Genomic DNA, 12,637 nt, shown 5'->3' on the forward strand with positions numbered 1-12,637 from the left:
AGTGAGGGACATCACTTATGAAATGTCTAAACAATTCATTGATCTAAATAATAAAAGCATGTCGCGTATGCAACATGCTTCCTTCTTCTATGATAATGATAAGATATTATATCCACCATCTACATGTAATATTTCGCCAGTAATTCCACGAGCTAAATCACTAGCTAAAAACAGAGCTGTATCGCCTACTTCTTCTTGTGTTGTTGTTTTTCGAAGCGGAGCTCGCTCTTCAATCTCTTTTAACACATCATTGAATCCACCTATGCCCTTAGCCGCAAGCGTGCGAATTGGACCAGCCGAAATTGCATTAACGCGAATACCGTCTTTCCCTAAATCGTTTGCTAAATATTTTACACTCGCATCAAGTGCTGCTTTAGCTACACCCATAACGTTATAATTCTTTACGACTCGCTCGCCACCTAAATAGGTCATCGTAATAATGCTCCCTCCATCAGTCATTAACGGACGGGCGGCTTTAGCGACTGCCGTCAGGGAATATGCACTTATATTTTGAGCAAGTAAATATCCTTCACGAGTAACATTTAAATACTCTCCTTCTAATTCTTCCTTATTAGCAAAAGCAATACAATGAGCTAATCCATTAATTGAACCAACCTGGTTTTTTATTTCTGCAAACGTTGCTTCAATTTCTTTATCATCACTAATATCACAAGGAAGAACAAGATGTTCCCCATCTAGCGTATCAGCTAATGAACGAACATTCTTCTCGAGCCGCTCCCCGGCATATGTAAAAACCAGTCTTGCCCCCGCTTCAGACAGAGAACGAGCGATCGCCCAAGCTATACTTCTTTTATTCGCAACACCCATTACAACATATGTACGATTCGATAAATCAATTGATTTCATTTTCATACTCCTCCATTTTATTATCAGGTACTAATAGTTTATCATAAATCCCTACAAGCCACTATGATAATCTTCCCATTCTTTTTTACTAATTTGGTATCATTCCATTCATGTAGATCGCCCACTGTTGCGGCAAATCTGAAATAATTGTCAATTCTTCCCCTGTAAAAGGTTGTGTGAATATTACCTTATCACAGTGCAGTGCTTGATGGAGTAGATGAGTATCTACTCCACCATACAAACGATCTCCCACTAACGGGAAACCAAAATCGGCCATATGTACACGTATTTGGTGTGTTCGCCCTGTACGTAATTCTAACGCAACTAAACTATGGCTATTTGATTGCGCTTCAACCCGATAATGTGTAATCGCCTTTTTACCATCCGATCTTACTTCACGCTCAATTATACTACTTGGTTTGCGACCAATCGGCGCATCAATGATCCCATCTCTTTTAGGCAGAGAGCCTTCTACCAACGCTTTGTATGACCGTTTTACTTTGCCAATCATTTGCGACTTAGCCAATCGATCATGTGCATAACGATGTTTGGCAACTATTAACAACCCACTAGTACCCTTATCGAGACGATTAACAGCATGAAATGTTGATTCCACCCCAGTTTCTTGATAGTAAAACATAACCGCATTTGCCAATGAACCTCGAGGGTTGTCGATAGATGGAATCGTTGCCATTTGAGCAGGTTTCTCTACAACAAGAAAATCTCTGTCTTCATAACAAATATTAAAATCAAGCTTTTCTGATTCTAAAAATGTACTTTTTTCCTCTGGGGCGAGCTCCATTACAACCTCATCCCCCGCGTTTAATTGTTTTCTAACCGTCGCTTTTTGTCCATTAACCTTCAACATTCCGCCTTTAAATTTCACAGCAGCCAATAAACGTTTTGATACATGCTTCTTTTCACATAAAAATGCACGCAGAAGAATTGGAGCTTCTTTTTTTTCTACGTGCCAGCTAAATATCGGTCTAGCCACTTATAAACGACTCCTTTACACGCTTCCAAAACGGAAATGGCCGGAACCGCGCAAACCGCACTTTTTCTTCAGCGACTCGACATTGAATTGTATCCACATTTTCATCAAAGATGGGCACATTAAAGTGATCGATCGTAACCTGGACAGAGACATTATTTAGTAATTTCAGCAAACAGGTATGGTGTTGAGGAAGTACAAGTGGAGAGCCTAAGGTCCGATAAATGCGATTATTAATGGATGCCATTTCAGACAGTTGAATTGATGCAAGTGAAGGGTGAAGAATCGCACCACCTAACGCCTTATTGTATGCCGTGCTCCCTGATGGTGTAGACATACAAAGACCATCACCTCGAAAAGTCTCAAACGTTTCTCCTTTAATTTCTACATTGCAAACAAGAGAACCTTCAGAGCTTTTAATTGTTGACTCATTTAATGCCAGGTGTCTTTTGGAAGGCCGTCCATTTCGGTAACGAATAACAACTTCCAATAGAGGGTACTCGACAATCTGATAAGGCGTCTTAATAATATGAGTAACAAGATTCTCCGCTTCTTCTGGAACCCAATCAGCATAAAAACCAAGGTGACCTGTATGTATACCTACAAATGCCGTCTCTTCTAAACGGTGCGAATAAAGGTGAAAAGCTTCTAATAAAGTGCCGTCTCCACCAACTGTAATAACAATATCAGGATGTTCTTCGTCGTAGATTAGATCACCCTTGAGCAAACGCTCTTTAATCGTTTTACATAAATCATTGGAGAGCGAATCGCCTCGTGAAGCAACTGTGAATTTCAACCGACCCACTCCTTTTCTATCTACGGTTTTGCTGTTGTTTTACTGTCATAATGCGTTGTGCTTCTTGAACTTCGTCTCTTATAATAGACATTTCTTCATCAAGCCAAAATGCAGCTTCTGCAGCACGTTGCAAACGCATGTTTATATCTTCTGGTATTTCTCCACTGTATTTATATCGTAGGGAATGCTCAATGGTCGCCCAGAAATTCATAGATAACGTTCTAATTTGTAATTCAACCAAAATCTTACGCTCGCCATCAATTGTTTGCACTGGGTAGCATAAAATTAAATGATAAGAGCGATAACCACTCTGTTTTTTTTGTAATATATAGTCCCGTTCAGAAACGATCTCAAAATCTGAACGAGAACGGACCAACGCAATGACCTTATCAATGTCTTCTACAAACTGCGTCACAATTCGGACTCCCGCTAAATCCTGCATTTCATCTGCTAATCGATTTAGCGGAATCTTTTTTCTTTCTGCTTTATTTAATATGCTTGAAACAGGCTTTACTCTACCTGTAACAAACTCAATCGGCGTGTGCAAAGAAGTTTTCTGATACTGTTCACGGATTCCTCTTAATTTAACCTTTAATTCATCAACTGCCTGTTTATACGGAGTCAAAAAAGAATCCCAATCCATTGCCCCACCTACTTTACCAAAACTAGTAGAATACAGCACCCACCGCTTTTTCAAACGCTTCGCCGTAGTTCCCATTCCCTTGAATGTTATCTAACAAAAAAGCTAACTCTTCATTAAAATCAACGAGAGCCAATCGGGTATTCTCGCTAACTTCCGCAAAAAATGCCATTTCCTTCTGATGCGCTTCTAAAAGAGCTAACCAACAATCTTGTTCAAATCGTAACGAATAAAAATGCTCTGTATCCTCCAATATGTAAACAAAGGCAAAGTGATCAGAATCCACTAATATTCTCGCTCCTGCTTTGACATTCATTAAATCCTCTTTATTTTTTTCTAAAATAACTGTACTGACATCCTCGCCAATATCAATGTAATCTACTTTTATCTGTTCCATTATTGCCCCCATAAAAACACTTCTTATCAGGATCTATTTTAACATAAAGAAAGATTGAAACCTACATTTTGCATGATCTACTTAATCTCAGTATAATCAAAGAACAGTTTTATGAAACGAGGGTCCCCGTATGACACAGGAAATGGAATATGAAGCAAAATCAATGCTTACAAAAACAGGCTATAACAAACTTATTAAGGTGTTTCCAAATAACGAACCAATTACTCAACAAAATGATTATTTTGATACACTCGATTTTACTTTAAAACAGAAAGGTGCGGCTCTTCGCGTAAGACATAAAAAAGATACACATACTCTTACTTTAAAACAATCCCAAAAAGATGGTTTACTCGAAACACATCAGCCATTAACAGCAGAGCAAATAAACCTATTGCATAATGGACAAATTCCTGACGGGCCCGTGAAAAGGGCTACAACATTTTTACTTGGAGACAAACCACACTTACACTACTTCGGAAGTCTAAAAACCATTCGGACAGAAATAAACTACCGCAATGGCACTCTATGTCTAGACCATAGTTTATATAACAACACAGAAGATTTCGAAATTGAATTTGAGGGAAGTTCCATTAAGCACGCTGAATTCGAACTTAACCATCTATTACAGCAGGTGGGACTAGAATCAAAAAAAGCAAAAAACAAAGTAGCCCGTTTTTTTGATCATTCCTTTCGCAAATAAGAACAAGCACTGGCTATGGCCAGTGCTATTTCAAGCTATGCTTGTATAAGTTTCAAGAACACGAGGTACATACGCTTGTGTTTCTTTAAATGGTGGAATTCCACCGTATTTATCCACGTTACCGGGACCCGCATTATATGCGGCTAGTGCCAATTTTGTATTGCCGTCGTAACGATCAAGCATTTGCTTAATATATCGAACTCCACCACGAACATTTTGTTCTGGATCAAATATTGACGTGACACCAAGCCCCCTTGCTGTCCCTGGCATGAGCTGCATTAAACCGCTCGCTCCAGCTGAACTGACGGCTTTCTCATTAAAGTTGGATTCATGCTTAATAATTGCATGAATTAACTTTGGATCTACACCATGTTCAGCAGAGATACGATCAATAAGCGGTGCATATTTATTATTCTCCCCCTCCAATGATAGAGGCGATTTCTCTACATTTTGCAAAGAACGGTTGCTCAATTCTATTGGTGATTGCGTTTCAGCTGTAGAAAAAGGGAGTAAAGGAAGAAGAAATGGTAAAGACAATGCATTTGGTGTCATACTTGTTTCACTTTGCATAGCTGCTTGTAAATGAGATTGAAATAGCGGGTTTTTCACTTGAGTTGTCGACTCGTCAGTGAATGTTGCTGGTGCCATTGACGTCATCGGCCAAAATTTAATATCCATTGATTCCCTCCGATTCGCTTCATTCTCTCTATCATACCAAGCAATGCCTACTTGCGACAACATTAATTCCCTTATTTGTATCCGTCCAAACACATTATTTGCTGAACAACAAAAGGGTTGCTACAATACAGATAGGCAAAGAGCAAAGGAGAGACGATCTCGTGCCCGACAAAAATAAAGAAACAAGTCCAATCGAAGCATTGGGCGGTGAGCAAAAGCTTGATCAACTAGTCGATGCGTTTTATAAACATATCGCAGAGCATGATGATGTACGCCACCTATTTCCTAGTGATTTATCAGAAACAGCATACAAACAAAAAAAATTTCTCACTCAATTTTTTGGTGGTCCACCTCTTTATACAGAGGAATTTGGACACCCTAGACTTAGGGCACGCCATTTGCCTTTCACCATCACACCTGTTCAAGCAGAAGCATGGCTTACATGTATGGAGCGCGCTATGGACGATGTGCATTTAACGGGCAATATACGCGATTATATGATGCACCGGTTGACTTTAACTGCACACCACATGGTCAATCACACTACGCTAAGATAATAGAAAGGAGCGGCCCATGAACCTCAAACATCAAATACATCGAGATTGTGATCAAGAACTCGGCATTTGCGGCGTTACTGATTCACGCGAGCCCATGCCTGTCAAAAAGCCAATCGAGATTTATACGTTTATTGACCCTCTTTGTTCAGAGTGCTGGGCTATTGAACCCATTTTAAAGAAATTGCAAGTGGAGTATGGACATTACTTTAAAATACGTGTGCTGCTTTCTGGAAAATTATCCGTTTGGAATGCCTGTGAACTGCATACAAGCAAATCAAAAAAGGTATGGCTTGAACGTTTTAAATCTTCAACAATGGCTTGTGCGGGCGATGTTGAATTCTCTAATATGGATTTACATCCTTATAAAGCCTTTCTAGCAATTAAGGCTGCTGAGTTACAAGGTCCAAAAGCAGGACATCGTTTCTTGCGTAAGATGAGAGAATCATTGTTCCTCAAGAAAAAGAATGTGACTGATGAAGAGACTCTAAAAGAATGCGCTCAAGAAGCCGACCTTGATTTAGAAGCCTTTTTATCTGACTTGCATTCACCTAGTGCTTCAAAAGCATTACAATGTGATGTTCAAACAACGTCTGAAATGGATGTTGATGCAGTACCTACCTTTGTTTATTTTAACGGAAACTCTGAAGATGCTGGTATAAAAGTATCTGGACAATATCCTTACCATATCTACGTACAGCTTCTCGAAGACATGCTTGGCTATAAGCCTAAAAAAGCAATTCAACCAGAGTTAGAATCCTTTTTAAAACATTACGGTTTTCTCGCTACAGCTGAAGTTGCTACCGTGCTAGATATTTCTGATGAAGAAGCAGAAAAACAATTAAAATCATTAATGTTACAACAGAAAGTTGAAGCTGTCCCTTTTAAATATGGAACGTTTTGGAAGTGGATTGCTTAAAGAGAGACGCATGCAGCGCGTCTCTCTTTTTTAGAATCCAAAAAAGGCTACCTGCATTCCGCGAACGGAGCAGGCAGCCTTTTCTATTATTCGAAGAGAATGTGAGTTGCACCTCTTATCTTACCTAAAAGATTCAATTGAAGCAACCTTTTCTTAAAACGTTCACTACTTTGCAATGTTTTCACTCATAATCCTCTCTATTCTTCATAGGATGTAAAAAAAGGAGTGCTTATCCATGAAAAGGTCGCTAACCGTTCGTATCACTCTCCTATGCATCGCTTTTTACTTATATATTCTTGGTCTGCTGCAAATGTTTCCTTTATGGATCTCCGTTCCTATTTTGTTTGCGGCAGCAACTTATTTATTTAGACCCATTAATAAAAAGCAACGTTTCAAAGGTTACCGCTCTCGATAAGATAGCGTTTTTTTATCTGTTTGAAAAAACATTTTGTATTGCTTTAGACTTTCATTTTGGTTCAGATACAACGAACTAATAGCTGAATCGATTGACAAAAATTCAGTTTCAAACAAAGCCGTTGATTGGCTTTTTAGTTTATCGCTCATACAACTCTTGGAACATAGAGTTCGTCGCATCTTCGTCCATTTGTAAATGCGTTTAAACCCAAATTGATCCTAACGTGACGCCCAGTTGATGGTAATGTTCTAACCCATCATACATGCTGATTGTCCTAATTTCCCTCTGTATGACTGAAATTCAAGCAAATACTCTTCTAAAACATACACAGCCGTCTTCCAATCTTCGGTAGATCGATAACTTAATGCTGCATCTCACTTCTCCTAATTTAAAACTTGTGACCGCTTACGTATTGAAGTTATTTCCATTGTTTACCTCCTGTTTAGACGTTCTCTCTATAATAACAACTTTCCTTTTCCCTGCAATGCTTGATCCCAGATCTTTAGCCATTTCTCTTCATTTACTAAAGTCTGTTTAGACTCTTTAATTCGTTTATATATATCCGGTTCAAGCTGAATAATGGTACCAAATAAACATAGCAACGACAGATATTCTTTCGTCACTTGCTTAACAACTATATCTAAACGACAGTAGCTTTTTAAAGGTTGATTAAATGAATGAAAAATTGTTTTGATTGCTATTTCACACTGCAATGTTTTAAATGGAGTATGTAAAGGGATAAATTGAAGGTAGTTAAGCAAGAAATAACTTTGCCAAATAAAGGAGGGTATTTGCAAATAACATTGAGAGCGGAGCGGCCAACCTGACTCTTCTGGCGGCGCAGTAAGTTGATGAGTATATAAGAACAAGCGAAATTTTCGATTATACAATAAAGTTCTTCGCTTTCTTTGTCGATAGTCATGCAAACTTTTTTCAAAGGAAACTGAAACTGGGTTGGGAGAAAAAAGTTCAGCCATTGAACTTTCCTTAAGGGGGTTTAGTTGAAGGTGACCAAAAACAAGCTCTGATTGTAAAGCAATTAAATGTCGAACTAAACAAAGTAATTTAGTTCCAGGATCATAATAAGTAAGAATATGTTCTTGACCCTTTTTCCGGATTGCATACCATTCAAATTGCTGAATACGAAATAGCTGCGCTCCTTGTCTCCGCAAACGATTTGCACCAAGAATCCAGAAGGGCGTAATTCCTTGTTTTAAATAAAGATGGTTTCGCTTATAAATGGAGGAAACTGAAATCGTAGCACATTGAAATTCCAATGCTGTATGAGGCGGGCTTTCTAAGAAGATATCTGGCCTTTGCTTTGAATGCGGTAAATAATGTTCCAGCTTTACTTTTAGTTCTTTTTTCGCAAAAAGATAGAGATCTTCTTTGCCTTGAAGATGGACACTTGATTCGCCTTTTATTCCTGAAGCACAATTCGAGCGACGCGTATGAGCAAAGTGCCATCTCCGTTTGCTCCCTAACCTCATTTCCACTCTCATTTTACAAAGTGGACAAAAAAAAGACTCAGTTTTTCTTAACTCTCTCCAATAAGTTTTATCCCTCCTTTCCAAGATACTGACCATCTTATCTCCTGACGTTAAAGCTTGCAACAATGTCCCACTCCCTTTCAAAGTCATGTATACATATCTATAAGTTTCTTTTCATTAATCCTTTTTCCTGCCTTGAAAAAAACCCAAAAAAAAAAAAAAAAAAAAAAAAAGACTGATGTAAAAATCAGTCTTTAAAAGAGATCCTATAAAAATGCATTTCTTGTTTGGCTAAGCGCATTGATTGACATTATTTCATTACCATATTCTTGCAAGCGATGAATGGTAAATTCAGATTCATATCCATATTCAAGAACTCTGCTTAACAAATTATCTTGTTCCTCTTCTGAATATTGGTCATTGCTAAAATAAATATACAGATAGTAACGACCTTCGTAATGGTAAAGAGTATTATGGACGTTTTCCAAGTAGAGGGCACGGCTTAATGAAATGACATCCTCAAACTCTTTAAAACCAATAATAAGCTCTAAATTATCAATTGGTGGGTCTTCACTTTCAACACTTTCTTTTAGTGATGCTTCATCTTCACCAATGATTTCTTCATCATCTTTTACTGGAATTTCTAATTTCACATTACCATCAGTGATCTGACCACGCGTCACAAGAATTTCTAATCCTTTATCTTGTGCATGCACCTGAATCCACAAAGGACCATCAAGTTCAAAGTCATCCCGGTCATTTGCTTCATGCATCATATCGTAAAAAAGCTCTTCTCCACGTTCACGATTATACCAAATTTCTTCACGTTCAAAGCCACGCGCTTCAATGTCCTTATACGTGATGAAGAATCGAATGGTTGATTCGTTCACTCTTTCTATTTCCATACTCGCTCCCCCTCCTATATTCGTTAAAAGCTAATGTCTTTCAAGGAAACAGTGAGCTCGACTACTCTTAATAATATTGTATGATAAAGGGCCAAAAAATGAAATCAATCTGCTTCCCTTACCATTAATCATGATGTTAGTTCTATATTTTCCCTCACCGACTAATCCTTGTCAAGTTAAAATAAAAACCTCCTGCATAAATTCTGCAGAAGGTTTATCATCAGTTAACGAGACGCTGTGCTTCTTGAAGTTGAAACGTCCGGACTTTTCTTGGAAGAAAGCGCCGAATTTCTGCATCATTATAGCCAACTTGCAGACGCTTTTCATCAAATATAATTGGGCGACGAAGAAGACCTGGATTGTCGCTTATAATTGTGAACAACTTTTGCAAAGGCAGTGATTCCAATTCTACATCGAGTTCTTGAAATACTTTTGATCGCGTAGAAATGATCTCATCCGTCCCATCTTCGGTCATGCGGACAACATGTTTTACTTCTTCTACAGAGAGTGGTGCAGCAAAAATATTCCGCTCTTCAAAAGGAATATCATGCTCTTCCAACCATGCTTTTGCTTTTCTACAAGATGTACAACTAGGGGATGTTAATAGTGTGACCATCTTATTGAACCTCTCCTTTACCTCAAATATCAGTTTATCGGCATTCGTTCACTTAATCACATTCTCATTATACAAGTTTGTCTAACTGTTGTATAGTGTATAACGATTAAACTTATACAAAGATTAAACAAAAAATGTGGGAAAGTATCGTTGTTCGGTTGTGTCTTGCTTTCTATGTACCCGCATTCCATACTTATTAAACACATAAATAATAAAAAACTTCACCGATTTATTTTGGTGAAGTTAAGCAATGGATCTGCGTGACTGCGGGTATGGGTTTTGGTTTTCTCTACGCTTTTTCCAATTACCAATTCGTTTTTTTAGTACATCTTCCCATAAATTCCTTTTTTTGCGCCGCTTAGTCTTCGTTCTTTGTTTCATCACGCATCACCACCCTTTTGTGTTAAGATTTCATAGGTTCAATCTCACTATCATCAAGCGTAAGCACTTTGTTCACAGATTCATAAGAAGCACCATAAAGATGAGAATCTTTATACGTGTGTATTGTTTCATACGTATGCTTCATTTTTTCATATATACTATTCTCATCATCATTCTCTGGTGACCAATATAAGATTTCTAACTCTGTCACTTTATTTGTCGCAAGAGAACGTCGACGATATCCAATTGATTTAGCATGCTTAAACCCTTCCCTCGAATAAAAGCGTTGCCTCTTTTCAGTATCAGTATCCTCATAATCAATCGGTTCTACTTCCAGTATAATCGGCTTATTCTTTTTTTTCAATTGTTCAATTAACTTTTTCCCTAGTCCTTCTCCTCTAGCAGTCCCCGACACAAATAAATAATCAACAAAAACGAAATCCTCTGTTTCCACATACATTAACACATGTTTATTACTTTCATCTTTATGGTATATATCACCTTTCTCTTTCAAGAGCAGCTTCATATGCTCTTCTGATTTCATTTCCTCAACTGGGAAATATTCCGCTAGCTTTTCATACCACGTGGACATGTTCAACACTCCTTTATAGTCTCATTTAAAGCCCTTATATATCATACCGTTATTCTGATCTGTTCAAACCTGTTCTCTTTAAGATTGCCCAAAATGCAATGTTTACTCATAAAAAGAAGCGGCAAATGCCGCTTCTTTTTATGGATTCTCGTAATCAACACCTTCTGAATACGTGTTACCCGCATTCCATAAAAGGAATTCATTAATGTTGTTCTCATACAAAGCCCTTATTTGGTCTTCTACTTCAGCAGCACCATAATTTAAGTAATTTCCTGAACCTAAATAACTCGCTGTGAAATCTTGAATCCAAGGACGAGAGACTGGTTGGTCATCTCCAAGTTGTCCTAACAAATCGTTCTCAACTTTCGCGTACTCATCTGTCAACTCATATGGGTATAAGTCTGGTTTGTCGAGTCCGGCAATTGAACCTGGTCCCCAATGACTTGGGTAAATCATTGAAGAAATGACATCAACATTCTCGGATATTTTTAGAAAGTTCTGTCCAATTCCCGGAGCTTCTGGAACTGTTGCGGCATAGCCAAATATGTCAACTGAAACATCCACATCATATACGCTTAATTCATCCCTTGCATACGCAACAAAATCAGTTACAGCACTTACACGACGCTGGACATTATCACTTTCATCGTCTCCATATTTCCCAGTTTCATAGTCTAGATCCTCATCTCTTGTTTCAAACCCTTCGGGGAAACGAACATAGTCAAATTGAATGTCTTGAAAGCCCATTTCTGCCGCTTCTCTTGCAACCGCAACATTGTATTCCCATACTTCTTCAAGAAAAGGATTTACAAACGATTCGCCACGACCATTTTTCCAAACAGAACCATTTTCTTTAAATGACAGATCTGGTCTTAGATCAGCCAAAACTGAATCTTTAAAAACAACAACGCGGGCAATCGGATAAATATCATTCTCTTCAAGTACTGACATCATTTCAGCTGGATCATCAATGAAGTTTTTTGCAATATCATAGAATGGAGAGTCTTCATCAGGCATATACGTAATATTTCCGTGATCATCCTTTATGTCAATAACCATCGAGTTCAGTTCAGTATCATTTACTAAATCAACCAACGAATTAAATTTCGATCCCCCAGCAGAGTGCGCAGTCAAGAAAATACCACGTACGCCTTCTTCTGGATAATCAAAGTGATATCCAGACTGGTGAACAAACCGACCTGATCGTGTCGGTGCCTCAAATGTATTGTCACTAATAAGCTTCGGAGCATGGGCTAAAGCCGTTTGTCCCGTCTCTGCCATTGCGACATTTCCTTCAGTGCCTATGGAAGAAATGCTTGTAGCCAAAGCCACACAAAGACCGCCCATTATTACTTTTTTCATATGTACACACCCTTTTGTTAATCTTCGTCATGCGCGTCCCAATCTTCTGGAATGGGCTCCTCATCATCTTTTACCGCTTGCTTTCGTTTATCATCAAGTTGTTTCTTATGTATGTCAAACTGTGATTGGTTAAACAGCCACTTCTCCCCATCAAAAACGCCAGAGATATTTCCTAAGAGGAGCTGTCCTCTTAAATATGATTCCGTAACCCCAAGGTATACAGCCAATTGATTCAGAGAGATATACAAAGTTCCATCCTCCTCGACATAAAGTATATCGTTCTTTTCTATTCATTGCCAAGAAAAACAATAAAAAAACTACAATCTTTCTCATT

Annotated in this window: 17 protein-coding genes; 4 read left to right on the forward strand and 13 right to left on the reverse strand. The window is 38.3% G+C overall.

Annotated elements, in window-relative coordinates:
- Positions 1–87 precede the first annotated feature (87 nt).
- From fabI to BK584_RS05930, 5 genes are all read right to left on the reverse strand, one after another.
- Entirely contained in the window at positions 88–867 is a 780-nt protein-coding gene (fabI, locus tag BK584_RS05910) for an enoyl-ACP reductase FabI (protein WP_078391733.1), read from the reverse strand.
- 88 nt (positions 868–955) lie between these two features.
- Positions 956–1,861 carry an RluA family pseudouridine synthase gene (locus BK584_RS05915; RefSeq protein ID WP_078391734.1) on the reverse strand — a complete coding sequence of 302 codons (906 nt, stop codon included), beginning with the start codon at positions 1,859–1,861 and terminating at the stop codon, positions 956–958.
- Complete coding sequence (locus BK584_RS05920; protein ID WP_078391735.1) at positions 1,854–2,654, reverse strand: NAD kinase; 801 nt, start codon at positions 2,652–2,654, stop codon at positions 1,854–1,856. Before BK584_RS05920 ends, BK584_RS05915 begins: the two co-directional genes overlap by 8 nt.
- 16 nt (positions 2,655–2,670) lie before the next feature.
- Entirely contained in the window at positions 2,671–3,297 is a 627-nt protein-coding gene (gene yjbM, locus BK584_RS05925) for a GTP diphosphokinase (RefSeq protein ID WP_078391736.1), read from the reverse strand.
- A gap of 22 nt (positions 3,298–3,319) precedes the next feature.
- Positions 3,320–3,691 carry a UPF0738 family protein gene (locus BK584_RS05930; RefSeq protein WP_078391737.1) on the reverse strand — a complete coding sequence of 124 codons (372 nt, stop codon included), beginning with the start codon at positions 3,689–3,691 and terminating at the stop codon, positions 3,320–3,322.
- 130 nt (positions 3,692–3,821) lie between these two features.
- Here BK584_RS05930 and BK584_RS05935 point away from each other — a divergent pair, with 130 nt between their 5' ends.
- A complete protein-coding gene (locus BK584_RS05935) occupies positions 3,822–4,391 on the forward strand; it encodes a CYTH domain-containing protein (protein WP_078391738.1) in 570 nt (189 codons plus the stop codon).
- Between the two features lie 30 nt (positions 4,392–4,421).
- Here BK584_RS05935 and BK584_RS05940 read toward each other — a convergent pair whose 3' ends face one another.
- A complete protein-coding gene (locus tag BK584_RS05940; RefSeq protein ID WP_078395430.1) occupies positions 4,422–5,069 on the reverse strand; it encodes a lytic transglycosylase domain-containing protein in 648 nt (215 codons plus the stop codon).
- Between the two features lie 161 nt (positions 5,070–5,230).
- Between BK584_RS05940 and BK584_RS05945 the strand changes: the two genes are divergently transcribed.
- The 3 genes from BK584_RS05945 to BK584_RS24100 all read left to right on the forward strand — a co-directional run bounded on the left by BK584_RS05945 (position 5,231) and on the right by BK584_RS24100 (position 6,957).
- Positions 5,231–5,626 (forward strand): globin domain-containing protein, encoded by a 396-nt coding sequence (locus BK584_RS05945; RefSeq protein ID WP_078391740.1) that lies wholly within the window; start codon positions 5,231–5,233, stop codon positions 5,624–5,626.
- 16 nt (positions 5,627–5,642) lie between these two features.
- A complete protein-coding gene (locus BK584_RS05950) occupies positions 5,643–6,542 on the forward strand; it encodes a ClpXP adapter SpxH family protein (protein WP_078391741.1) in 900 nt (299 codons plus the stop codon).
- A 235-nt stretch (positions 6,543–6,777) separates the two neighbouring features.
- Positions 6,778–6,957 carry a hypothetical protein gene (locus BK584_RS24100; protein ID WP_139365621.1) on the forward strand — a complete coding sequence of 60 codons (180 nt, stop codon included), beginning with the start codon at positions 6,778–6,780 and terminating at the stop codon, positions 6,955–6,957.
- A gap of 455 nt (positions 6,958–7,412) precedes the next feature.
- Here BK584_RS24100 and BK584_RS05955 read toward each other — a convergent pair whose 3' ends face one another.
- The 7 genes from BK584_RS05955 to BK584_RS05980 form a co-directional block, all read right to left on the reverse strand.
- Entirely contained in the window at positions 7,413–8,597 is a 1,185-nt protein-coding gene (locus tag BK584_RS05955) for a competence protein CoiA (protein WP_078391742.1), read from the reverse strand.
- Between the two features lie 116 nt (positions 8,598–8,713).
- Positions 8,714–9,352 carry an adaptor protein MecA gene (gene mecA, locus BK584_RS05960; protein ID WP_078391743.1) on the reverse strand — a complete coding sequence of 213 codons (639 nt, stop codon included), beginning with the start codon at positions 9,350–9,352 and terminating at the stop codon, positions 8,714–8,716.
- Positions 9,353–9,572: 220 nt separating this feature from the next.
- Positions 9,573–9,968 carry a transcriptional regulator SpxA gene (gene spxA / locus BK584_RS05965; RefSeq protein ID WP_035397066.1) on the reverse strand — a complete coding sequence of 132 codons (396 nt, stop codon included), beginning with the start codon at positions 9,966–9,968 and terminating at the stop codon, positions 9,573–9,575.
- Between the two features lie 243 nt (positions 9,969–10,211).
- A complete protein-coding gene (locus BK584_RS24490; RefSeq protein ID WP_169871085.1) occupies positions 10,212–10,349 on the reverse strand; it encodes a hypothetical protein in 138 nt (45 codons plus the stop codon).
- 22 nt (positions 10,350–10,371) lie between these two features.
- A complete protein-coding gene (locus tag BK584_RS05970) occupies positions 10,372–10,941 on the reverse strand; it encodes a GNAT family N-acetyltransferase (protein WP_078391744.1) in 570 nt (189 codons plus the stop codon).
- A 138-nt stretch (positions 10,942–11,079) separates the two neighbouring features.
- Positions 11,080–12,303 carry a putative glycoside hydrolase gene (locus BK584_RS05975; RefSeq protein ID WP_078391745.1) on the reverse strand — a complete coding sequence of 408 codons (1,224 nt, stop codon included), beginning with the start codon at positions 12,301–12,303 and terminating at the stop codon, positions 11,080–11,082.
- Positions 12,304–12,320: 17 nt separating this feature from the next.
- On the reverse strand, positions 12,321–12,551 hold the full coding sequence (locus BK584_RS05980) for a MerR family transcriptional regulator (RefSeq protein ID WP_054710870.1): 231 nt from the start codon (positions 12,549–12,551) through the stop codon (positions 12,321–12,323).
- Between the last annotated feature and the right edge of the window lie 86 nt (positions 12,552–12,637).

The organism is Shouchella patagoniensis, from assembly GCF_002019705.1.
GTDB classification, from domain to species: Bacteria; Bacillota; Bacilli; order Bacillales; family Bacillaceae_D; genus Shouchella; species Shouchella patagoniensis.